Below are 24,752 nucleotides of genomic sequence, written 5' to 3' on the forward strand. Positions count from 1 at the left end.
ATCCTTTTAAGAGGAATTAATGAAAGAAATTATAGAAGATTGAACAAAGACAATTAACAATTCAGAATGTCAGAAGAAAAGAAATCATTGAATTTTTTAGAGCAAATTATTGAAGAAGATTTGGCTAATGGAATGCCAAAAGAAAATTTACGTTTTCGTTTTCCACCAGAACCAAACGGATATTTACACATTGGACACACGAAAGCCATTGGTATTAGTTTTGGTTTAGGGGAAAAGTACAACGCTCCTGTAAATCTTCGTTTTGACGATACCAACCCAGCAAAAGAAGAACAAGAGTATGTAGATGCTATTAAACGCGATGTAGCTTGGTTAGGGTATCAATGGGAAAAAGAATGTTATTCTTCTGATTATTTCCAGCAGCTTTACGATTGGGCTGTTCAATTGATTAAAGACGGAAAAGCGTATGTAGATAGTCAGTCTTCAGAAGCGATGGCCGAACAAAAAGGAACGCCAACGCAACCTGGAGTAGCTGGACCTTATCGTGATAGAAGTGTAGAAGAAAATTTAGATTTGTTTACACGTATGAAAAATGGTGAGTTTGATGAAGGAGCTCATGTATTACGCGCAAAAATTGATATGACTTCGCCTAACATGCTAATGCGTGATCCGATTATGTATCGTATCTTAAAAAAAGCACACCACCGTACAGGAAACGATTGGGTAATTTATCCGATGTATGATTGGACGCATGGAGAGAGTGATTATATAGAACAAATCTCACACTCGTTATGTTCGTTAGAGTTTAAACCTCACCGTGAATTGTACGATTGGTTTAAAGATAATGTGTATGAGTACAGTAAATCAGAATATCCTTTACCTCCAAAACAACGTGAGTTTTCTCGTTTAAACTTAAGTTATACGGTAATGAGTAAGCGTAAGCTGATGAAATTGGTAGAAGAAGGTGTTGTTTCTGGATGGGATGATCCACGTATGCCAACTATTTCAGGGTTACGTCGTAGAGGATATACACCAGCATCTATCCGTAGTTTTGTAGAAACTGTAGGAGTTTCAAAAAGAGAAAACGTGATTGATGTAGCGTTGTTAGAGTTTAAAATTCGTGAAGATTTAAACAAAACAGCAAACCGAGTAATGGCAGTGTTAGATCCTGTGAAGTTGGTAATCACTAATTATCCAGAAGGAGAAGAGGAAATTTTAATTGCTGAAAATAATCCTGAAGATGAAAACTCAGGATCAAGAGAAGTGCCTTTTTCAAAAGAATTATATATCGAAAGAGACGATTTTAAAGAAGAGGCAAATAAGAAATACTTCCGTTTAACCATCGGTAAAGAAGTTCGTTTAAAGAATGCCTATATCATTAAAGGAGAGAGTTGTGTTAAAGACGAAAATGGAAATATTACTGAAATTCACTGTACATACGATCCGTTAAGTAAATCGGGAAGTGGTACCGAAGAAAGTAAGCGTAAGGTAAAAGGAACGATTCATTGGGTATCGGAAAAACATGCGGTAAAAGCAGAGGTAAGAGCGTACGATCGTTTGTTTTTAGATGAAGCTCCAGACAGTCATAAAGATAAAGATTTCATGGAGTTTTTAAATCCAAATTCGTTGGAGAAAATTACCGCTTATGTTGAGCCTAGTTTACAAACAGCAAATATTGGAGATCGTTTCCAATTTCAACGTTTAGGGTATTTTAATGTTGATGATGATTCAACTTCAGAAGCTTTAGTATTCAACAAAACAGTAGGTTTACGCGATACTTGGGCGAAGAAGAATAATTAGAATAAACATACTAGAATTAATATAAAAACCGCTGCTTTTATGATAAAAGTGGCGGTTTTCTTTTAACAAAAATTCGATTTTCACTTTTCATCAGAATATGTATCTTTACAGATTAAGGAAAGATGTGATAAAAGAGATTTTATCTAGTTGAAAGTCAATAATAAAAATGCTTTTTGATACTGTGTAAACTACAGGTTTAAAAGGCTTTTCAAAAAATATACTATTGTATGAGTTGTAGCAGTTGCTCAACTAACAAAGACGGTGTACCTAACGGATGTAAGAGCAATGGAAATTGTGGAACAGGTACCTGCGGAAGTGGAAATAAACTTGCCGTTTTTGATTGGTTATCGAATATGACTTTACCTACGGGTGAAGCTCCATTTAATATTTTTGAAGTCCGTTTTAAAAACGGACGAAAACACTTTTATAGCAATCCTGAAAACCTTACCATTTCTATGGGAGATGTGGTTGCGGTTGAGGGGTCGTCAGGTCATGATGTAGGTATAGTGTCGTTGGCAGGAGAACTGGTAAAAGTTCAAATGAAAAAGCGAAAAATTGATGCAGATAGTGAGGAAGTAAAGAAAATTTACAGAAAAGCTTCACAAAAAGACATCGATGTTTGGCAAGAAGCTAGAGATAGAGAGCCAGAAACCCAACGAAAAGGAAGAGAAATTATTAGTCGTTTAGGTTTAAAAATGAAACTTTCTGATGTTGAGTATCAAGGAGATGCTACCAAAGCTACTTTTTATTACACGGCTGATGATCGTGTAGATTTCCGTCAATTAATTCGCGATTTAGCAAGCGCTTTTTCTATTCGAGTTGAGATGCGTCAGGTAGGTATGCGTCAAGAAGCAGCTCGTTTAGGAGGGGTAGGTTCTTGTGGTAGAGAACTGTGTTGTTCTACTTGGTTAACCGATTTTAGAAAGGTAAATACCGCAGCGGCTAGGTATCAGCAATTATCGTTGAATCCGTTGAAGTTAGCAGGACAATGTGGTAAGTTAAAGTGTTGTTTAAACTACGAGTTAGATACGTATTTAGACGCATTGAAAAGCTTTCCGAAGCAAGATAAAGTTTTAAAAACTGAAAAAGGAGATGCTGTTTTTGTGAAGATGGACATCTTTAAAAAATTACTTTGGTACACTTACAAAGAAGAAAGCTTTAAATGGTACAAACTGTCATTAGACCAAGTTCATGAAATTATAGAAATGAACAAAAATAATGAGCTTGCTTTACCGTTAGAAGAATACGAATTAGAGATAGCAGAAGAAACTCCAATAGATTTTGAAAATGTTGTAGGCCAAGACAGTTTAACCCGTTTTGATGCTCCTAAGAAAAGCAGAAATAACAGAAGAAGATCAAGGAAACCTGTAAGTAAAAAACCAGAAAATCAGGCTTCTGAGGCTAAAACAACAAGAAAACCTCAAGCAAAACAGGTAAAAAAGGCAGAAGGAGAGCCGAAACCAGATAAAAAACGAGTTGACAACAGAAAGCCAAGGCCTAAAAACAATCCGAGAAACAGGAAACCAAAACCTGAAGCAGGTGGTACAGCAGAAAAGCCAACTCAAGGGCAACAAAAAAAGCCTAGAAATCCGAGAAGAAAGAATAATAATCAGCGTAAAAAAAATAATAGCGATACTAAAAACAACCCCAATAATGAGAACTAAAATTGGTTTACTTTTTTTTATAGCTACACTAATTGTATCGTGTAAGTCAAATAGTGATTTTGATGAATATGTGGCACTTCCAAAGAGTGCTTGGCATAGAACAAATACGATACAATTTACATTTCCAGTTAATGATTCAATAAATAAGAAAAACCTATTTATAAATCTTAGAAATAATAAAGATTACGAGTACAGTAATCTTTTTTTGATAGCCCAAATGAATTTTCCAGACGGTCAAGTTATTGTCGATACTTTAGAGTATGATATGGCAGATGTTACAGGAAAGTTTTTAGGGCAAGGTTTTTCCGATATCAAGGAGAATAAACTTTTTTATAAAGAAAACATAACATTTCCAAGCACGGGAGATTATATCTTTAAAGTTCGTCAAGCTATGCGAAAAAACGGAGAAATTCAGGGCATAGAAGAATTAGAAGGAATAACTCATGTAGGATTTAGAATTGAAAAAACACAATAAATGACAAAGAAAAAAACAGCAAATTTTAGTAAATACATTAAATGGTTTTGGGGTATTATTATAGGAGGCTTTCTTGCGTTAGGTCTTCTGTTTTTACTTGCCTCTTGGGGTGTGTTTGGTGCTTTACCTACTTTTGAAGAACTAGAAAACCCAAGAAGTGATTTAGCAACAGAAGTAATTTCTTCAGATGGAAAAACCTTAGGTAAATACTATGTAAACGCGAATAGAACTCCAATTCAATATAAAGATTTACCAGAAAACTTAATAAAAGCTGTAGTTGCTACAGAAGACGAACGTTTTTACGAACATTCAGGAATTGACTTTAGAGGAACTGCTAGAGCGGTTGCTAACTTAGGAAGGTCAGGTGGAGCAAGTACCATTACACAACAGTTAGCTAAAAACTTATTTAACAGAGGAGGTTCTAGTAATATCTTTAAAAGATTATCACAAAAACTTAAAGAATGGGTAGTAGCAGTTAAGTTAGAGCGTCAATACACTAAAGAAGAGATTGTGACGATGTATTTTAATACGCAAGATTTCATCTTTAATGCGGTGGGTATTCGTTCAGCAGCTCGTATTTACTTCGGAAAAGAACCTAAAGATTTAGATTTGCAAGAGTCTGCTATTTTAGTGGCGATGTTAAAAAACCCACGTCAGTTTAATCCACATAGAGAGCGTTCAAAAGATAAATCATTAGCACGTAGAAATGTAGTGTTTGGTCAAATGGAAAAAAATGGGTTTATAACAGAACAAGAAAAAGACTCATTACAAAAGTTACCATTAAAAATAAATTTTACTCCTGAAAGTCATAGTGATGGTTTAGCTACTTATTTTAGAGAGCATTTACGAAACTATTTAAAGGAATGGGCAAAAGAACATCCTAAGGCAAATGGTGAAGAGTATAATATTTATAGAGATGGATTAAAAGTTTACACAACGATTGACTCACGTATGCAACAATACGCAGAAGAAGCGGTAGTAGAACATATATCTAACCTTCAAACGTATTTTGACAAAGAACAAAAGCGTAATAAAACAGCTCCTTTTTACGATATAGACAAAAGAGAGATAGAAGGAATTTTACGAAGAGCTAAACTAAATTCAGATCGCTATAAGCGATTGAAGGCTGGAGGTAAATCTGAAAAAGAAATAGACGAGGTATTTAATACCGCAACAGATATGCGAATCTTCACATGGAAAGGAGAACGCGATACGGTAATGACACCGTATGATTCTATTCGTCACTATAAATATTTCTTGCGTTCAGGTTTAGTATCTATTGAACCGCAAACAGGTCATATCAAAGCTTGGGTAGGAGGTATTAATCACAAGTATTTTAAATACGATGCAGTAGAGCAACAAAAGCGTCAAGTAGGTTCTACCTTTAAACCTTTTGTGTATGCTACAGCAATTAATCAATTAAAAATGTCTCCTTGTGATAAGTTGCCAAATACACCATATACTATTCCTAAGGAAAAATATGGAATGCCAGAGGATTGGACACCAAAGAATGCTGGAGGTAAATATGGAGAAGAATTAACTTTAAAAGATGCATTAGCGCAATCGGTAAATGTAATTACGGCGCAGTTAATAGACAAAGTCTCACCTATAAATGTGGTACGATTAGCAGAATCTGCTGGAATAACATCTAAATTAGAGGCAAATCCCTCTATTGCATTAGGTGCTATTGATTTATCATTAATGGAAATGGTAAGTGCTTATTCAACATTTGCAAATAAAGGGTTACGTGTAAGTCCGTTAATGGTTACTAGAATAGAAGACAAAAACGGAACTGTTTTACAAGAATTTGTTCCTGAAACCAAAGAGGTATTAAGTGAAGAGTCTGCGTATGTAATATTAGATTTAATGAAAGGAGTTACCCAAATAGGTTCAGGAGCACGTTTACGATCTAATTATACGTCAGGAGGAGATGCGGTTACAGGTTTCCCTTACAGGTTTACCAATCCGATTGCAGGAAAAACTGGTACTAGTCAAAATCAATCAGATGGTTGGTTTATGGGAATAGTCCCAAACCTAGCTACGGGTGTTTGGACAGGTGGAGAAGATAGAGCTACGCACTTTGCTGGGTTAAGGTATGGTCAAGGGGCAACAATGTCACTACCAACTTGGGCAATTTTTATGCGAAAGTGTTATGAAGACAAGACATTAGATGTGAGTAAAGGTAATTTTGAAAAACCAAAGAATGTTAGCATTAATTTAGATTGTTCAAAAACAGAATCCTCTAATGAAGAAGAGAACCTTAACGATACAGATTTTTAGTAACGAAGCTTTAAAACAACAACTATAATGATAAATAAAAAAGTAAATAACGTACAAGAAGCATTAGAAGGTGTAAAAGACGGAATGACTTTTATGTTAGGCGGATTTGGTTTATGCGGTATACCTGAAAATGCTATTGCAGAGTTAGTTAAAATAGGAGTAAAAGATGTTACTTGTATTTCTAATAATGCAGGGGTTGATGATTTTGGCTTAGGATTATTATTACAAAATCGTCAAATAAAGAAAATGATTTCTTCTTATGTTGGAGAAAATGACGAATTCGAACGCCAGATGTTATCAGGAGAATTAGAGGTAGAATTAACTCCACAAGGAACTTTGGCTGAAAAATGTAGAGCAGCACAAGCAGGTTTTCCAGCATTTTATACACCAGCAGGTTATGGTACAGAAGTAGCAGAAGGTAAAGAAACACGTGAGTTCGATGGAAAAATGTACGTATTAGAACCAGCTTTTAAATCAGATTTTTCATTTGTAAAAGCATGGAAAGGAGATACTGCGGGTAACTTAATTTTTAAAGGAACTGCGCGTAACTTTAATCCAAATATGTGCGGAGCTTCTAAAATTACGGTTGCCGAAGTAGAAGAGTTAGTTCCTGCAGGAGAGTTAGACCCAAATCAAATTCACATTCCAGGAATTTTTGTACAACGTATTTTTCAAGGAGAGAAGTATGAAAAGAGAATTGAACAACGAACGGTTCGTTCTAAGTAATTCTGTTAATTTGGAAATTTGAAAGTGATTTAATGAGAAGTGATAAGGAGAATATAATTGTAAAATTAACTTTAGAATTTTCTCTTGAAATCATTAAATTTTCTGAACAAATAAGAGCTTTACATAAATATGAAATGGCTTCTCAAATTTTTAGAAGTGGAACCTCAATTGGAGCCAATATTAGAGAAGCGCAAAATGCAGAGAGTAAAGCAGATTTTATACATAAATTTAAAATTTCAGCAAAAGAAGCTGATGAGTTAGAATATTGGTTATTACTTTGTGAACAGTCAGAGTTTTATCCAAGCCCAAACAAACAACTTAAAGAAGATTTAAAAGCTATTATTAAAATAATTAGCAAAATTATTTCAACATCAAAAAGAAAATAATTGACCAAATCTTCAAATTAACAAATTGTAAAATTATGTTAACAAAAGAACAAATAGCACAAAGAATAGCTAAAGAATTACAAAACAAATGGTATGTTAATTTAGGAATTGGTATTCCTACTTTAGTTGCAAACTATATTCCTGAAGGAATTGAAGTTGAGTTTCAATCAGAAAACGGATTATTAGGAATGGGGCCTTTTCCTGTTGAAGGAACTGAAGATGCTGATTTAATTAACGCAGGAAAACAGACCGTAACAGTGTTAGATGGAGGGTCTATTTTTGATTCTGCAACTAGTTTTTCTATGATCCGTGGGCAACACGTACAACTAACCGTTTTAGGTGCGATGGAAGTGGCTCAAAACGGAGATATTGCCAATTGGAAAATCCCAGGAAAAATGGTAAAAGGAATGGGTGGAGCGATGGATTTAGTAGCTTCTGCAGATAATATTATTGTAGCGATGATGCATACCAATAAAGCAGGAGAATCTAAATTATTAAAAAAATGTTCGTTGCCATTAACTGGTGTAGGTTGTGTAACAAAAATTGTAACCAATTTAGCGGTATTAGAAATTAAAGACAATAAATTTTACTTGTTAGAAAGAGCTCCGGGAGTTTCTGTTGAAGAAATTCAAGCTGCCACTGAAGGTACTTTAGTAGTCGAAGGAGATATTCCTGAGATGAATTTTTAACAAAATTATAGTATTAAAAAAAAACGTAAAGCATTAAGCTTTACGTTTTTGTATTTTAAATAAATAGATGAAAATAATTTCATACAACGTAAACGGAATACGAGCAGCACTTAAAAAAGGATTTATTGATTGGCTTCAAGCTGCAAATCCTGATGTAATCTGTATTCAAGAAACTAAAGCTCATAAAGAACAGTTAGATGTAACTGAGTTTGAAAATGCAGGTTACCCTTATCACTATTGGTTTTCAGCAGAAAAAAAAGGATATTCATCCGTGGCTATTTTCTGTAAAGAAGAACCAAATCATGTAGAGTACGGAACTGGAATCGAATCAATGGATTTTGAAGGAAGAAACCTTCGTGTAGATTTTGATGAGGTATCTGTAATGAGTATGTACTTGCCTTCAGGAACGAACAGTGATCGATTAGATTATAAGTTCAATTATATGGATGAAATTCTTGAGTATGCTACTGAGTTAAGAAAGGAAATTCCGAATTTAGTTATTTGTGGAGATTACAATATCTGTCATGAAGAAATAGATATTCACAACCCAAAAATGAAAGGAGTATCTGGTTTTTTACCAGAAGAGCGTGAATGGCTAGGTAAGTTTATTAATAGCGGGTTTATTGATAGTTTCCGTCACTTACATCCAGAAAAACAAGAGTATTCGTGGTGGAGCTATCGCGCAAATGCCAGAGCGAATAACAAAGGTTGGCGTATTGATTACAATATGGTAACCGAACCATTGAAAGATAAAATTTCAAGAGCGTATATTTTACCAGAAGCGAAGCATTCAGACCACTGTCCGATTGCAGTTGAATTAGATTTATAAAACCCAAAATGAAAAAACTACTATTACTACTACTTTTTACAACATCCATAATAGCACAACAACCTGCAGATAGTCTTTTAGTGGCTAAAGACAGTATTAACGTTGAGCTGATGGTAAATGATTCTATAAATCCAATACAAAATCAAGAGTTATTTTCTACAAAGGATTTAAAAATGATTGATAGCTTATTGGTAGAAGAAAAGTTTAATTCTTCGTTGTTTGATAGTATTCAATATGTTATTAGCGATAAAGACATTTTAGGTAATACAACAACAGTACTTACTACAGAATTGTTAAAGAAAAGATTACACGATTTAAACGTAAGAACTCCTTTTCATTTAGAGTACAATCCTGCGTTAGAAAAAGTAATTAACAGCTATTTAAAGCATAGAAAAAAATATTATCCGGCTTTAATGGCGCGTGCTAAGTATTACTTTCCAATGTTTGAGCGATATTTAGATCAGTACGACATTCCTTTAGAAATGAAGTATTTGGCAATTGTTGAATCTGCATTACGACCTGATGCTCGTTCTTGGGTAGGAGCTACCGGTTTATGGCAGTTTATGTACGGAACAGGTGTTCAGTTTGATTTAAAGGTAAATTCGTATGTAGATGAACGCCAAGATCCTGTAAAATCTACCATTGCAGCATGTCAATACTTAAGTCAATTATATAAAATTTTTGGTGATTGGGATTTAGCTTTAGCGGCGTATAATTCAGGGCCTGGAAATGTTTCAAAAGCAATAAAACGTTCAGGAGGATATAAGAATTATTGGAATATTCGTCCGTTTTTACCTACAGAAACAGCAGGATACGTTCCTGCATTTTATGCGACAATGTATATTTTTGAGTATGCAGATAAACATCATATTTATCCTGAACCTCCAAAGATTTTCCATTTTGAGACAGATACAATTCGTGTAAAGAGAACCATTAGTTTTGATCAAATTTCTGAGAAAACAGGTATTAATTCTGATTTGTTATCATTTTTAAATCCGTCTTATAAGCTAGATATCATTCCGTATGTAAAAGAAAAGAACTATGCCGTTCGATTACCTCGAAGAGATATGATTGAGTTCTTAGAAAAGGAAGAAGAAATTTATGCATTGGCTAACGAAGATGAAGCGAAAAGAGAAAAACCATTACCTAAGTACTTTGAAATGGATAAACGTATTCGTTATAAAGTACGAAGTGGAGATTATTTAGGAAAAATAGCGAATAAGTTTGGTGTACGAGTTAGCGATATTAAAAAATGGAATGGTTTACGAACACATCACTTAAAAATAGGCCAGCGATTAAGTATTTATCCGAAGAAAATGGCAATTCCAAAAGAGGTTTCACAAAAGAAAGTAGCAACTCCAAAAGGCAAGCATGAGGTTTATGTTGTTAAGTCTGGAGATTCTCTATGGACTATTTCTAAAAAATATCCTACAGTTTCTATCGATGAAATTAAAAAATGGAACAATATTTGGAGTGCTAAAAGTTTAAAGCCAGGAATGAAGCTTAAAATTTTTAAAAGTTAAAACCAATTATTTAAACGCTATCAACTATGAATAAACTATTAACCTTTTTTGCATTGATTTTTATATCAATATCATGTAAAACAGAAGGAGGAAAAAATAATCATGTTTTACCCACATCAACAGGTAACACCAATAAAATTTTGGTAGTTGTAAAAGGAGTTGATTGGGAAGGAAGAATAGGAGATGAAATTCGTACTACTTTTGGAGAGCATCAAGTAGGTTTGCCGCAGCCAGAAACATTATTATCTGTAAGCCAAATTGACCCTACAGGATATAAAGGTTTTATAAGAAATGCAAAGGCTGTTTTAATAGTTAGAGAAGGAGAACAAGAAAAAATAACAGTTGAAAAAAACAAATACGCACAGCCTCAAATATTAGTTTATGCAACAGCAAAAGATAAAGAAGGTATTGTAAATTTAATCCGTACTAGAGGAAAAGAAATCTTACAATTATTCAAAGATGAAGATGTTAAGTTTGTTCAGAAAATTTTCCATAAAGAAAAGTTAGATGAGAGTAAGTTTAAAACAATTAAAAATTTAGGAGTTACAATTACAATTCCTGAAAGGTATAATTTAGTTGAAGATACAGGTGAGTTTTTATGGTTACGTCAACATTTAAAAAGCGGAATTGCTAGAGGAGACGGATCAAATAATATATTAGTATACAGTTATCCGCTGGAAGACGAAGCTAAAGTAGCAGATAATATCACCAAGATGAGAGATGTTATTGGTGAAAAATACATTCCTGGAAGCAAAGAAGGAATGTACATGATTACCGAACAAGCGTATACACCGTTCACCTATGATGCAGAAATAGATGGGAAAAAAGCCTATGAAACTAGAGGTAAATGGGAAGTGAAAAATGATTTTATGGCAGGACCTTTTATTAATTACACCATAGTTGATAAAGAGCACAACCGAGTAATTGTTTTTGAAGGATTTACTTATGCACCCTCTGTAAATAAAAGAGACTTTATTTTTGAACTAGAAGCAATTGGAAAGTCGTTAAAAATAAAATAGCCCCGACTAACAAAGACTAAAAAAAGCATCAATTTTTAAATTGATGCTTTTTTTATGTAACAAAATTAAGTAGTGATAGACTTATAAAATAATCAACCAAATTAGTAACCAAATGATTGCACATTTTTTAAAACTTGAGTGGAAACAATTTTTTCGCTCCTCTTATTTTGGGAAAAGTATTGCACTAAAAATTATCATGGGCTTTTTTGCCTTGTATATGTTAGCGTCTTTTTTAATGATAGGTTTAGGAGGCTATTTTTTTATTAAAAAAGAATATCCGAATACAAACCCTTTGTTTTTTGTAAATGGAATTATCATTTTCTTGTTAGTTGCCGATTTAATTTTTCGCTATTTAATGCAAAAACTTCCTGTGTTAAATATTAAACCATTTCTTGGGTTACCCATAAGAAAGGAAAAGTTAGTACATTTTGTATTAGGCAAATCAGCCTTTTCGTTTTTCAACTTCATGCCGTTGTTTTTTTATGTTCCTTTTTCAATAGTACTAATAGGACAAGGTTATAACGCTTTGGGAGTTGTAGGATGGTTGCTTTTAATGATTACACTAGTATTAAGCGCTAACTATCTTAATTTTTTAATTAACAAAAATAACTATGCACTGGGAATAATGGTTGCTGTTTTAGCACTATTGTTTTTGGTAAACAAATACGAAATATTCAACATTACTGAGTTTTTTGCACCAGTTTTTCAATCAGTATATAACAATCCAATAGTTGCTCTTTTAGGAGTGTTTTTGCTTGCAGGATTGTATTATTTGAACTTTAAATTCTTACGAAGTAAAGTATATTTAGATGACGCGATTAAAAGTAAAGAAGAAGTGGCTAGTACTACTGACCTGTCTTTTATTGATAGCTTAGGAGATGTAGCGCCGTTTATAAAAAACGACATCCGACAAATTTGGAGAAACAAACGTACTAAAACAGTGTTTTTTATGTCTTTTTTGTTTCTTTTCTACGGAGCTATTTTCTTTGGACAAGACACCTATCGAGAAAAAATGCCTGCTTTTTTAGTTTTTGCAGCAATATTTATTACAGGAGGTTTTACACTTAATTATGGTCAATTTATTCCTGCTTGGGATAGTGAATATTATAAGATGCTTATGAGTCAAAATATTCGTTATCGAAAGTTTTTAGAAAGTAAATGGTACTTAATGGTTGTGGTATCGGTAGGATTATATCTTTTAAGCATTCCATATTTATATTTTTATGGATTAGATATTTTTTTGATGATTACAGCTGGAGCTATTTTTAATATCGGATTTAACTCATTGTTTTTACTATTTGCAGGAGCGTTCAATAAAAAACGAATCGACTTAAATAAAAGCGGATTTTCAAACTATCAAGGAACCAGCGCAACACAGTTTTTAATTATCATTCCTATTATGGGGGTTCCAATGTTCTTGTTTTGGATTTTTAACAAATTTGTAGGATTCAATTCAGGTGTTTTAGCAATCGCTATAACAGGAGCAATCGCCTTAGTGTTCAAAAATTACTTTATGAATAGGATAGAAAAGAGATACATTAAAAATAAATATGCTGCAATACACGCATTTAGCCAAAAATCATAACCAACCTTAAAAGAACTAAAATGATTTCAATACAAAATATTTCAAAAACCTACGGAACAGCACAAGTTTTAAACCTTGAAAATATAGAAATTCCTAGCGGACAATCTTTCGGATTGGTAGGGAATAACGGAGCAGGAAAAACCACTTTGTTTAACTTGTTGTTAGATTTGATTCGACCTACTACTGGAGAAATTGTAAATAATCAAGTAGTAGTGAATAAAAGTGAAGATTGGAAAACTTTTACAGGATCATTTATTGATGAATCTTTTTTAATAGGTTATTTAACTCCTGAAGAATATTTTGATTTTGTAGGAGATTTACGCGGAATGAACAAAGCCGATATACAAGGTTTCTTAACTCAGTTTGAAGAATTTTTTAATGGTGAAATCTTAGGGAAGAAAAAATACTTACGAAGCTTAAGTAAAGGAAACCAGAAAAAAGTAGGGATTGTTGCTGCAATGATGGGGAATCCTCAAGTAGTAATTTTAGATGAACCTTTTGCAAATTTAGATCCAACCACTCAAATCAGATTAAAAAAGCTAATTAAAAAATTAACTGAAAATAACGAGGTAACCGTGTTAATTTCTAGCCACGATTTAAGCCATGTTACCGAAGTTTGTGAGCGTATAGTAGTTTTAGATAAAGGAAACTTAGTAAAAGACATTCACACATCACAAGAAACATTACAAGAGTTAGAAAGCTATTTTTCTATTTAAAATAGGGTTAAAATCACCTTATAATTATTATTTTTACCTATTTACGTACAAAAAAGACAATTATAACGTTGTTGTACAGTAAAAGCTTTATTTTATGAAAAAAGGGGGCAAGATAATAGTATTCAGTGTTTTAGTAGCTATCGTATATTCGTGTAGTGTTAAGAAGGACGCTTTTTTAAATAGAAGTTACCATGCTGTTACGACAAAATACAATGTGCTTTTTAATGGCGAACAGGCGTATTTAAAAGGTCTTGAAGAAATTCAAGAAAAGCATGAAGATAACTTTTGGAAACGTTTACAAATTGAACCCATTACGTTTGACGAGAGTACAATAGATACTAAAGTACTAACTCCGGGTGCAGATTTTAATGCTGGTGGAGAAGAAGAGAATAAAAACCTTACTCCTTTTGAAAAAGCAGAAGAAAAAGCTGTAAAAGCAATTCAAACCCATTCGATGAATATTAATGGGTACGAAAAAAATAGTCAAATAGATGATGCTTATCTTCTTTTAGGAAAATCAAGATACTACACACAGCGATTTATTCCAGCGTTAGAGGCGTTTAACTACGTTATAGTTAACTACCCTAAAGCAAACTTGAACTACGAAACTAGAATTTGGAGAGCTAAGGCAAACATTCGTTTAGGTAATGAAAAAAGAGCGATTCAAACATTACGATTATTATTAGATGTTTTAGACGAAACAGAAAAGATAGACAAATCAACCAAAGAGCAAGCCTATACAGCTATGGCAATGGCGTATGAGCAAACAGATACGATTCAAAAAGTAGTAGATTATTTAAAATTAGCGACTACTACAAATTACAACAAAGAGCAAACAGCGCGAAACATGTTTGTTTTAGGGCAAGTATATAGTGAATTAGATAGAAAAGATTCTGCTCGTATGGTGTTTAAAAAACTAGCAGAAAGTAGAAAAGCACCAGATAGATTCCGTATTAGAGCAGAAATTGAATATGCTAAAAATACTCCGAACGATTCAGCATCTATAGTAGTGTTGGCAAGAATGAATAAACTCATAAAGAATACAGATAATCGTAAGTTTTTAAACGCATTGTATTATCAAGCAGGAGTTTTAGAAGAAGGAAGAAATAATCCTGAAAAAGCAGCTGAGTACTATAAAAAATCACTGCAAGCAAAACATAATAATAACTATCAAAAAACGTATGCCTACGAACGTTTGGCAGATATGGCTTTTGAAAAAGAAGATTATCTACTAGCAGGTTCGTATTACGATAGTGTAATGCAGGTGGTTTCTAAAGAATTTGATCAAGAAAAAAGAATCCGAAAAATCCGAAGAAAAAATAAAGGACTTATTACTTTAAGACAATACGAAGAAACAGTGAAGAACAACGACAGTATTCTTCAATTAGTAGCTATGACTCCCGATGAAAGAACTGTTTTTTTTGAAAGCTATATTGAAAAAATCAAAAAAGAAGACGAAGAAAAACAACAGCAGTTGTTGAATTTGCAAAACTTCGGAAATAGTTTTGGAGGTGGTGCTTCAATAAATAGTGTAGCAAATAAAGGAAAATGGTATTTCTACAATACACAAGCTCTTAATTTTGGAAAAGCAGAGTTTCAAAAAGTATGGGGAACGCGTCCTCTGGAAGATAACTGGAGACTGTCAGATAAGTCAATAAATACTGTCGAGAACACATCAGCAAATGCAGAAGGAACAAAAGTAAATACAAGATATGAGCTTTCAACCTATCTAGATGCGATTCCAACCGACGAACAAGTAATTACAAATTTAGTTTTGGAGCGTAATGATGCATTGTATCAATTAGGGTTGATTTACAAAGAGCAGTTTATAAATCATGCACTAGCCATTAAGAATTTAGAACGCTTAAGAGAAGTAAGTACAGATGATAAGTTAGAATTACCAATAAGCTATCATTTATATCAAGTTTATAAAGAACAAGGAGATATAGCAAAATTTAATGAGTATAAAAATATCATTTTACAAAAGTATCCTGAAACAACGTTTGCTCAAATAATTAAAAACCCTGACGTAAAGTTAGTAGCGGAGAAAAAAGAAGATGAAATTTTAAACAAGTATAAAGAAGTTTACTATTTGTATAAGGAAAATAAATTTGAAGAAGCTGTTAATGAGATAGATAATTTTTCTTCTTCACTACAAAATTCAAATTTAATTCCTAAATTCGCACTCTTAAAAGCCCTAGCAATAGGTAAATATCAAGATAAAGAAACCTATAAAAAAGAGTTAGAGTTTGTTGCGGTTAGTTATGCAACTACCGAAGAAGGTAAAAAAGCAAAAGAAATCATAGAACAATTAAATAAAACATAAATCCCTTAAATTCCCCTAATATGTTTGGTAAAGAGAATAAAAAATCCGGAGAAAACAAAGTTGCAGAAAGAAATATCATAGGAAAGAACACTAAAATTACTGGAGAAATTATTTCAGAAGGAGATTTTAGAATTGACGGTACTTTAGAAGGAACCATAGTTACCAATGGTAGAGTAATTATTGGAGGTTCAGGTCTCATTAAAGGAAGAGTAGAATGTACTGATGCTGATATTGAAGGAAAGTTTTCAGGTGAATTATTAGTTTCAAACGTGCTTACCGTTAAATCAACAGCAAACATTAATGGAGATGTTGTTATAGGAAAGCTTTCTGTAGAGCCAGGAGCAGAGTTTAACGCAACATGTGCCATGAAAGGAGCGGTAAAAGAATTGAACAAAAATGAGCAAGGACTCAAAGAAAAATCCGCTTAATAAATACATACGATTCACGGGAATCGCACTTCAAATGGGTTTAACCATTTACGTAGGAAGTTTACTAGGTGAATGGTTAGACCAAAAATACCCTAACGATAGTGAACTTTACACAAAAATTTGTACACTTGCAGCGGTTTTTGGTGCCATATATTCTGTAATACGCCAAGTAATTAAGATAACCGATAATAATGGGTAAACGAATACTACTATTTTCTTCTATTATACTAACTTTAGGGATAGGAGGCTTTTTTTTAAACAGCTTTTTACTTTCTAATGCAGGGGTAACACTTTCTTTTTCGGTGTTACAAGTGTATTGTTTTAATGTAATAGCAACCATTTTAATTTATGCGTTAATAGAATGGGTGTTAGGATATTTACCAAATGAAACAGGATATTTATATTTAGGAATGTTGATGGTTAAGTTCGGTATCTTTATCCTATTATTTCAAAAGAGTATTTTTTCAGAGGAAGGATTAACTACTCCAGAAAAAGCTACCTTATTAGTTCCTATTATGGTATTTTTAGCTATTGAAACAGCAGCGCTTTCAAAAATACTTAACGCTAAATAACTGAGCTGTTTAAGGTACGACGTAGGCTTCTTTAAAACTAAGCAAAAAAAGGGTTTGTAGTTTTAATTAAATGTGTACCTTTGCAGCGAAATTTACAGACCCAAAATCTATATTTAGTAAAGGTATGATGGTAGCAAACAGAACTATCAAGTTTTTAACACTTTTGACACTTGTGTTTTCATCGTTAACTGCATTTGCAGGAGGAGGCGATACAACTTCTAATGATGATGGAAGAATTAACACTAAAGAATCAATAGATGCTTACATTAAGCATCACTTAGCAGACTCTCACGATTTTAGCTTGTTTTCATATACTAATGATGCAGGAGAGCGTAAACACATTGGGTTTCCGTTACCAGTAATTGTTTGGACAACCGAAGGATTAAGAGTTTTTATGTCTTCAGAATTTCATCATAATGATGACGGTGCTGTTATCGTAGAAAAAGATGGAGTTAAGTTAACGAAAATTCACAGTAAAATATATGAGTTAAATGCAGGTGAAGAAGCAGTTGCTTTTGATGAAGAACATCACGCTACAAATGCACAAAAAGTGTTAGATTTATCTATTACTAAAAGTGTTTTTGGTATGTTATTCGCAGGTTTGTTAATGTTCTTCGGATTTAGAAGTTTAGCTTCAGGATACAAGAAAGGGCCAATTCCAACAGGTGCGGCACGTATATTAGAGCCTTTAGTACTATATGTAAGAGACGAAATTGCACGTCCAAATATCGGAGAGAAACATTACCGTAGATTTATGGGGTTCTTATTAACCGTGTTCTTCTTTATTTGGTTCTTAAACTTATTAGGATTAACTCCATTAGGGTTTAACGTAACAGGTCAAATAGCAGTAACAGTTTGTTTAGCTTTATTCACATTCTTTATTGTACAATTTAGCGGAAATAAAGATTATTGGAAACATATCTTCTGGATGCCGGGTGTGCCAGTATTAATGAAAATAGTATTAGCACCAATCGAGGTATTAGGTATGTTAACTAAACCATTCTCTTTATTTGTGCGTTTATTCGCGAACATCACCGCAGGTCACTCTGTAGTAATGGGTATCGCAGCATTGATGATTTTATTAAAAGCAAAGTTTGGAACAGCAGGAGCAACAGGAATCTCTTTCTTCCTAACTTTATTCTTAACTATTATAGAATTATTAGTAGCCTTTTTACAAGCTTATATCTTTACCATGTTATCATCGTTATTCATTGGTATGGCTGTAGAAGAGCATGATCATCATTAAGAACTAGAATCAAAAATTTGTTTAATTATATATAAATCAATTATTATGACACTTAATTTAGTTGGAGCAGGATTAATCGTAATCGGAGCAGGATTAGGATTAGGGAAAATTGGTAGTAGTGCAATGGAAGCTATTGCTCGTCAACCAGAAGCAGCTGGTAAAATCCAAACTGCAATGATTATTATTGGAGCATTATTAGAAGGTTTAGCATTCGGTGCTTTACTTTTAGGATAAGCTACAAAAACAAAAAAACAAATTCCTGTAACGGTTGGTTACAGGAATTGTTTACACAATTAAACAAAAACACGAAAAAATAAATAATAATGGGAATATTTAATGACTTTTCAATAGGGTTGTTTCTTATGCAACTTGTAATCTTATGTTTGTTAATCTTTATAATGGCAAAGTTTGCATGGAAGCCTATTTTGAATGCGTTAAATGAGCGTGAAGAAGGAATTCAAGGAGCTTTAGATGCTGCAGAAAACGCTCGTAAGGAAATGCAAAATTTACAAGCTGATAATGAGCGTTTATTAAAAGAAGCAAGAGCAGAGAGAGATGCAATGATGAAAGAAGCTCGTGAAATTAAAGATAAGATTATAGCTGATGCTAAGCAAGAAGCAGAAGAGCAAACTACTGTAATGATTGATAATGCAAAAGCTACTATAAAACAAGAGCAACAAGCAGCTATCGCTGAGTTAAAGAAAACAGTAGGTAACTTATCTATTGAAATCGCTCAAAAAGTAGTAAGAAAAGAATTAGCTTCACAAGACGATCAGTTAAAGCTTGTTGAAGGAATGTTAGAAGAGGTTACTTTAAACTAATCACTAGATGAAAGAAGCAAGACCAGCATTACGTTACGCAAAAGCAATTTTAAACTTAGCTAAAGAATCAGGAAATGAAGCTTTAGTAAACGATAACATGAAGTTAATCGTTGCAACAATTGCTGAAAGCGCTGATTTAGATGCTATGCTTAAAAGTCCTATCATTAAAGCTGCAGATAAACGTAAAGTTTTAGCTGCACTTTTTGGAGATAAAGTAGATAACATCGTAAAAGGGTTATTTAATTTATTAGAGGAAAATAAGCGTATGATAATGTTAGAGCCTATTGCTAAGCAATACGCTGTAATTTACGATCATCATAAAAGCATGCAAGTTGCTAAAGTTACTACTGCAGTAGCTTTAACAAAAGAGTTAGAAGACAAAATACAAGCAAAGATTGTTGCCTTAACAGGAAACAGCGCTAGTATTGAAAATATAGTAAATCCTGAGATTTTAGGAGGATTTATCTTACGTGTTGGAGATGTGCAGTACGATGCAAGTATCTCTAATCAATTTAATGAGTTAAGGAGAGAGTTTGACAACGGTCATTACATTCCAAAAATTTAATTATACATCAAAAGAAATAAGATGGCAGCAATTAAACCAGCTGAAGTATCAGCAATTTTAAAGGAACAATTAACAAATTTTGAGTCTAAAGCTTCATTAAACGAAGTAGGGACAGTATTACAAGTAGGTGATGGTATTGCACGCGTTTACGGTTTATCTAACGTACAATATGGAGAATTAGTAGAATTCGATAACGGATTAGAAGGTATCGTATTAAACTTAGAAGAAGATAATGCAGGTGTTGTATTATTAGGAGCTTCTACTTCAGTAAGAGAAGGATCTACTGTAAAACGTACAGAAAGAATTGCTTCTTTAAAAGCTGGAGAAGGAATTGTAGGACGTGTTGTTAACACTTTAGGGCAACCAATCGATGGTAAAGGACCAATCGAAGGTGAAACTTTCGAAATGCCCTTAGAGCGTAAAGCACCAGGAGTTATCTTCCGTGAGCCTGTAACTGAGCCAATGCAAACAGGTATCAAATCTATCGATGCAATGATTCCAGTTGGTCGTGGTCAACGTGAGTTAATCATTGGAGACCGTCAAACAGGTAAATCAACTGTTGCTATTGATACTATTTTAAATCAAAAAGAATTTTATGATGCAGGACAACCAGTGTACTGTATCTACGTAGCTATCGGTCAAAAAGCTTCAACAGTAGCAGCTATTGCTAACATGTTAGAAGAAAAAGGAGCGTTAGCATATACAACTATAGTTGCTGCAAATGCATCTGATCCTGCACCAATGCAGGTATATGCACCATTCGCAGGAGCTGCAATTGGAGAATATTTCCGTGATACTGGTAGACCAGCTTTAATTGTTTATGATGATTTATCTAAACAAGCAGTAGCTTACCGTGAGGTATCTTTATTATTAAGAAGACCACCAGGACGTGAGGCATATCCAGGGGATGTATTCTACTTACACTCAAGATTATTAGAGCGTGCTGCAAAAGTTATTAATGACGATGCTATTGCTGCTGAAATGAACGACTTACCAGAATCATTAAAAGGTAAAGTAAAAGGTGGAGGATCTTTAACGGCATTACCAATTATTGAAACTCAAGCTGGAGACGTTTCTGCATATATTCCTACAAACGTAATTTCGATTACTGATGGTCAGATCTTCTTAGAGTCAGATTTATTCAACTCAGGGGTTCGTCCAGCGATTAACGTAGGTATCTCTGTATCACGTGTAGGAGGTAACGCTCAGATTAAATCAATGAAGAAAGTATCTGGTACTTTAAAGTTAGATCAAGCTCAGTATCGTGAATTAGAAGCATTCGCTAAGTTTGGTTCTGATTTAGATGCTGCTACAATGAACGTAATTGAAAAAGGTAAGCGTAACGTAGAAATCTTAAAGCAAGCTCAAAACGATCCTTTTACTGTAGAAGATCAGGTAGCTATCATTTATGCAGGTTCTAAAAACTTGTTAAAAGATGTACCAGTAGAAAAGGTAAAAGAATTTGAAAGAGATTATTTAGAGTACTTAAACGCTAAGCACAGAGGTACTTTAGATACTTTAAAAGCAGGAAAATTAACTGACGAAGTAATCGATACTTTAACAGAGGCTGCTAAAGAAGTTTCAGCTAAATTTTCAGCTTAATAAAAAGACTTTAGTATTGAGTATTGAGATGAAACTTCTCAATACTCAGTGCTCAATACTAAATACTACAAAGTATGGCAAACTTAAAAGAAATACGTAACAGAATTACTTCGATTAAATCAACAATGCAGATTACCTCTGCCATGAAAATGGTATCGGCAGCAAAGTTGAAAAAGGCTCAAGATGCAATTACAGCAATGCGTCCGTATTCATCTAAGCTTACCGAATTATTACAAAGCTTAAGCGCTACTTTAGATAGCGATGCAGGTGGCGTATATTCAACAGAAAGAGAAGTAAATAAGGTATTGTTAGTTACTGTAACTTCTAACAGAGGTTTATGTGGTGGTTTTAACTCATCTGTTATCAAAGAAACAGTTAAAACAATCAATGAAAAATATAACAATACTACTGTTGATTTATTAACGATTGGTAAAAAAGGAAACGATATTTTATCAAAAGAATATACAGTTGTTGAAAATAGAAACGACATTTTTGATGACTTAACTTTTGATAATGTTGCTGAAGTAGCTGAAAAGTTAATGAATTTATTCGTAGATGGTTCTTACGACAAAATAGAAATCATTTACAACAGGTTTAAAAATGCTGCTACTCAAATTGTACAGGTAGAGCAATTTTTACCAATTCAACCTGTAGAAGGTGAGGCTAATGCTAATTTAGATTACATTTTTGAGCCTTCTAAAGAAGAAATTATTTTAGAGTTAATTCCTAAGTCATTAAAAACACAATTATACAAAGCAATTCGTGATTCATTTGCTGCCGAACACGGTGCTCGTATGACTGCAATGCACAAAGCAACGGATAATGCTACGGAATTACGTGATGAGTTATTATTAACTTATAACAAAGCTCGTCAAGCTGCTATTACAAACGAGATCTTAGAGATTGTTGGTGGAGCAGAAGCTTTAAATAACTAAGAGAAATACCTCGGAATATTCTGAGAGTTATCATAAAAGAAAAGCGAACCAATTTTGGTTCGCTTTTCTTTTATACTAGATTTTGAATTGTTTTTTTGATAGAGTTAATATCAATCTCACAAATTTCTTGTAATTGCTGAACAGTGCCGTGATGGATAAACGCATCAGGAATACCCAAAAGTTTAATGTTTCCTTGATAGTTTACTTCGGAAGCATATTCTAATACTGCACTTCCAAATCCGCCTTTAATCGTACCATCTTCAATAGTAATAATCGTATCGAATTTATTGAAAATTGTATCTAAAAGTAGAGTATCTAATGGTTTTACAAAACGAAGGTCGTAATGTGCTACAGCTTCGTTGTTTTCAAGCTGATTTATCGCTTCTGAGACATTATCAGCTATTGTTCCGATAGATAACACTGCTACTTTATTTCCTTCTTTTAAACAGACTCCTTTCCCTATTTCAATATTTTCAAAAGGAAGTTGCCATTGTTCTAATTTTCCTTTTCCTCTCGGGTAACGAATTGCAATCGGATTTTTCAATCCTTGTTGAGCGGTAAACATCATATTACGTAACTCAATTTCGTTTCGAGGAGCAAAAACAATTAAATTCGGAATGGAACGTAAGTAGGCTAAATCAAAAACACCGTGATGTGTTGCTCCGTCTTCACCAACCAATCCAGCTCTGTCCAAGCAGAAAATTACAGGTAAGTTTTGTAAAGCTACATCATGAATTACTTGATCGTAAGCACGTTGTAAAAAGGTAGAATAAATGTTACAAAATGGAATTAACCCTTGAGTTGCCATACCTGCAGCTAAAGTTACTGCATGTTGTTCGGCAATCCCCACATCAAAAGTTCGGTTAGGAAAAGCTTCTAACATAAACTTCAAGGAACTACCTGTTAACATAGCAGGAGTAATTCCTACAATTTTTTCGTTTTGCTGTGCTAATTCAACAATGGTTTTACCAAAAACATCTTGATATTTTGTGTACTTGCTTTCTTCTTTGGGTAATACATCACCAGAAATTTTATCAAATTTTCCAGGAGCATGGTATTTTACTTGATCTTGTTCTGCTTGTCGTAATCCTTTTCCTTTAGTAGTAATTACATGCAAAAACTTCGGACCTTGAATATTTTTTAGACGTTCTAATTCAGAGAGTAATTCTTCAAAATTATGTCCGTCAATAGGACCTGAATAGTCAAAATTTAAGGCTTCAAAAATATTGTGTTGCTCAACTTCTAATCGAGGTGATTTAATCTTAGTTAAATAATCCTTTAATGCACCGACAGATGGATCAATACCAATAGCGTTATCATTCAGAATAACTAACAAATTAGCATTGGTATCTCCTGCATGATTCAACGCTTCAAAAGCCATTCCGCTTGCGATAGAAGCATCACCAATTACTGCTATATGGTGCTTATGAATCCCTTGCAGTTTTGAAGCAATTGCCATTCCTAAAGCTGCTGAAATAGCGGTAGAAGAGTGCCCAACACCAAAGGTGTCGTATTCACTTTCAGAACGTTTTGGGAAACCTGAAATTCCATCAAATTGACGATTGGTGTGAAAAACGTCTTTTCTTCCTGTTAAAATTTTATGTCCGTAAGCTTGATGCCCAACATCCCAAACCAATAAATCGTTAGGAGTATCAAACAAATAATGAAGCGCAATGGTTAACTCTACCACACCTAAACTTGCGCCTAAATGTCCTTCTTTAGTGGCGATTACATCAATAATAAACTCGCGCAATTCTTTGGCAAGCTGTGGTAATTCGTCTGATGTTAGCTTACGTAAATCAGCAGGAATTTGAATGTTTTTCAAAAGGTCGTTCGACATATAGCAAAAGTACAAAAAGGTAGAGATTCCTAACTTTTTAGACTAAAAACTTTGTAGTTTTGTTGTATGAGCAAATTGTACTTGGTGCCTACACCGATTGGGAATTTAGAAGATATTACGCTGAGAGCGTTAAAAGTCTTAAAAGAAGTAGATTATATTTTAGCAGAAGATACGCGTACTAGCGGAAAGTTGCTAAAGCATTTTGATATTGCTACGCCCATGCAATCGCACCACATGCACAATGAACATAAAACGGTTGAAGCTATTGTAAAACGTTTGCAAAGTGGTGAAACTTTTGCTTTGATTTCAGATGCAGGAACTCCTGCAATTTCTGATCCTGGTTTTTTACTGACTAGAGCTTGTGTACAAAACAATATAGAGGTAGAATGCTTACCTGGGGCGACTGCTTTTGTGCCTGCATTAGTAAATTCTGGCTTACCAAATGATAAATTTGTTTTTGAAGGTTTTTTACCTGTAAAAAAAGGACGTCAAACACGTTTACAGTTCTTAGCAGAAGAAACACGCACCATGATTTTTTATGAGAGTCCGCATAAATTATTAAAAACCTTAGCAAATTTTGCTGAGTATTTTGGTGAAGATAGACAATTATCTGTTTCTAGAGAATTGACAAAATTGTTTGAAGAAACCAAGCGAGGAAGTGTAAAAGAAGTGTTAGCATATTATACTGAAAAACCTGCCAAAGGCGAGATTGTTGTTGTGGTTGAAGGGAAAAAGTAATTTAGATTGTTGGACTATTAGATAATTGG

Annotated in this window: 24 protein-coding genes; 23 read left to right on the forward strand and 1 reads right to left on the reverse strand. The window is 33.6% G+C overall.

The features are described 5' to 3' along the window. The first annotated feature begins 66 nt into the window (after positions 1–66). From ACR9ES_RS09085 to atpG, 22 genes are all read left to right on the forward strand, one after another. Positions 67–1,758, forward strand: coding sequence for a glutamine--tRNA ligase/YqeY domain fusion protein (locus ACR9ES_RS09085; protein WP_435253981.1), 1,692 nt, complete (start codon positions 67–69; stop codon positions 1,756–1,758). A gap of 227 nt (positions 1,759–1,985) precedes the next feature. After that, positions 1,986–3,422 carry a regulatory iron-sulfur-containing complex subunit RicT gene (gene ricT, locus ACR9ES_RS09090; RefSeq protein ID WP_435253982.1) on the forward strand — a complete coding sequence of 479 codons (1,437 nt, stop codon included), beginning with the start codon at positions 1,986–1,988 and terminating at the stop codon, positions 3,420–3,422. Then, a complete protein-coding gene (locus tag ACR9ES_RS09095; protein ID WP_298997397.1) occupies positions 3,412–3,897 on the forward strand; it encodes a gliding motility lipoprotein GldH in 486 nt (161 codons plus the stop codon). The genes ricT and ACR9ES_RS09095 overlap by 11 nt, the downstream gene beginning before the upstream one ends. Continuing rightward, on the forward strand, positions 3,898–6,177 hold the full coding sequence (locus tag ACR9ES_RS09100) for a penicillin-binding protein 1A (RefSeq protein WP_435253983.1): 2,280 nt from the start codon (positions 3,898–3,900) through the stop codon (positions 6,175–6,177). Between the two features lie 27 nt (positions 6,178–6,204). Beyond that, positions 6,205–6,903, forward strand: coding sequence for a CoA transferase subunit A (locus ACR9ES_RS09105; protein WP_274634297.1), 699 nt, complete (start codon positions 6,205–6,207; stop codon positions 6,901–6,903). Positions 6,904–6,935: 32 nt separating this feature from the next. Then, the gene (locus ACR9ES_RS09110) at positions 6,936–7,289 is read left to right on the forward strand and encodes a four helix bundle protein (RefSeq protein WP_274634296.1); all 354 of its coding nucleotides are present in this window, start codon (positions 6,936–6,938) and stop codon (positions 7,287–7,289) included. Between the two features lie 35 nt (positions 7,290–7,324). Beyond that, a complete protein-coding gene (locus ACR9ES_RS09115; protein ID WP_274634295.1) occupies positions 7,325–7,978 on the forward strand; it encodes a CoA transferase subunit B in 654 nt (217 codons plus the stop codon). A gap of 67 nt (positions 7,979–8,045) precedes the next feature. Further along, positions 8,046–8,807, forward strand: coding sequence for an exodeoxyribonuclease III (locus tag ACR9ES_RS09120; protein ID WP_274634294.1), 762 nt, complete (start codon positions 8,046–8,048; stop codon positions 8,805–8,807). 8 nt (positions 8,808–8,815) lie between these two features. After that, entirely contained in the window at positions 8,816–10,330 is a 1,515-nt protein-coding gene (locus ACR9ES_RS09125) for a LysM peptidoglycan-binding domain-containing protein (protein ID WP_435253984.1), read from the forward strand. A 26-nt stretch (positions 10,331–10,356) separates the two neighbouring features. Continuing rightward, positions 10,357–11,349, forward strand: coding sequence for a DUF4837 family protein (locus ACR9ES_RS09130; protein WP_274634292.1), 993 nt, complete (start codon positions 10,357–10,359; stop codon positions 11,347–11,349). A 112-nt stretch (positions 11,350–11,461) separates the two neighbouring features. Then, the gene (locus ACR9ES_RS09135; RefSeq protein ID WP_435253985.1) at positions 11,462–12,934 is read left to right on the forward strand and encodes a DUF5687 family protein; all 1,473 of its coding nucleotides are present in this window, start codon (positions 11,462–11,464) and stop codon (positions 12,932–12,934) included. Positions 12,935–12,954: 20 nt separating this feature from the next. Next, entirely contained in the window at positions 12,955–13,650 is a 696-nt protein-coding gene (locus tag ACR9ES_RS09140; protein WP_274634290.1) for an ABC transporter ATP-binding protein, read from the forward strand. 94 nt (positions 13,651–13,744) lie between these two features. After that, entirely contained in the window at positions 13,745–15,976 is a 2,232-nt protein-coding gene (locus ACR9ES_RS09145; protein WP_435253986.1) for a tetratricopeptide repeat protein, read from the forward strand. A gap of 20 nt (positions 15,977–15,996) precedes the next feature. Then, complete coding sequence (locus ACR9ES_RS09150; RefSeq protein WP_435253987.1) at positions 15,997–16,404, forward strand: bactofilin family protein; 408 nt, start codon at positions 15,997–15,999, stop codon at positions 16,402–16,404. Then, positions 16,373–16,603, forward strand: coding sequence for an AtpZ/AtpI family protein (locus ACR9ES_RS09155; protein WP_298997360.1), 231 nt, complete (start codon positions 16,373–16,375; stop codon positions 16,601–16,603). Before ACR9ES_RS09150 ends, ACR9ES_RS09155 begins: the two co-directional genes overlap by 32 nt. Then, positions 16,596–16,976 (forward strand): DUF6168 family protein, encoded by a 381-nt coding sequence (locus ACR9ES_RS09160; protein ID WP_435253988.1) that lies wholly within the window; start codon positions 16,596–16,598, stop codon positions 16,974–16,976. The genes ACR9ES_RS09155 and ACR9ES_RS09160 overlap by 8 nt, the downstream gene beginning before the upstream one ends. A 124-nt stretch (positions 16,977–17,100) precedes the next feature. Further along, complete coding sequence (gene atpB, locus ACR9ES_RS09165) at positions 17,101–18,222, forward strand: F0F1 ATP synthase subunit A (RefSeq protein ID WP_274634302.1); 1,122 nt, start codon at positions 17,101–17,103, stop codon at positions 18,220–18,222. A 45-nt stretch (positions 18,223–18,267) separates the two neighbouring features. Further along, positions 18,268–18,456, forward strand: coding sequence for an ATP synthase F0 subunit C (atpE, locus tag ACR9ES_RS09170; RefSeq protein ID WP_028891526.1), 189 nt, complete (start codon positions 18,268–18,270; stop codon positions 18,454–18,456). 89 nt (positions 18,457–18,545) lie between these two features. Next, positions 18,546–19,043, forward strand: a complete 498-nt coding sequence (locus tag ACR9ES_RS09175; RefSeq protein ID WP_435253989.1) for a F0F1 ATP synthase subunit B — start codon at positions 18,546–18,548, stop codon at positions 19,041–19,043. A gap of 7 nt (positions 19,044–19,050) precedes the next feature. Then, positions 19,051–19,608: an ATP synthase F1 subunit delta gene (atpH, locus tag ACR9ES_RS09180; RefSeq protein WP_435253990.1), complete on the forward strand. Its 558-nt coding sequence runs from the start codon at positions 19,051–19,053 to the stop codon at positions 19,606–19,608. 21 nt (positions 19,609–19,629) lie between these two features. After that, complete coding sequence (gene atpA / locus ACR9ES_RS09185) at positions 19,630–21,210, forward strand: F0F1 ATP synthase subunit alpha (RefSeq protein ID WP_435253991.1); 1,581 nt, start codon at positions 19,630–19,632, stop codon at positions 21,208–21,210. Between the two features lie 74 nt (positions 21,211–21,284). Next, entirely contained in the window at positions 21,285–22,145 is an 861-nt protein-coding gene (atpG, locus tag ACR9ES_RS09190) for an ATP synthase F1 subunit gamma (protein ID WP_435253992.1), read from the forward strand. A 70-nt stretch (positions 22,146–22,215) separates the two neighbouring features. Here atpG and dxs read toward each other — a convergent pair whose 3' ends face one another. Continuing rightward, positions 22,216–23,985, reverse strand: a complete 1,770-nt coding sequence (gene dxs, locus ACR9ES_RS09195) for a 1-deoxy-D-xylulose-5-phosphate synthase (protein ID WP_435253993.1) — start codon at positions 23,983–23,985, stop codon at positions 22,216–22,218. A gap of 66 nt (positions 23,986–24,051) precedes the next feature. Between dxs and rsmI the strand changes: the two genes are divergently transcribed. Continuing rightward, positions 24,052–24,723: a 16S rRNA (cytidine(1402)-2'-O)-methyltransferase gene (gene rsmI / locus ACR9ES_RS09200; RefSeq protein ID WP_435253994.1), complete on the forward strand. Its 672-nt coding sequence runs from the start codon at positions 24,052–24,054 to the stop codon at positions 24,721–24,723. Positions 24,724–24,752: the final 29 nt, after the last annotated feature.

The sequence above is a fragment of the Tenacibaculum sp. A30 genome (assembly GCF_051200845.1).
Classification (GTDB): domain Bacteria; phylum Bacteroidota; class Bacteroidia; order Flavobacteriales; family Flavobacteriaceae; genus Polaribacter.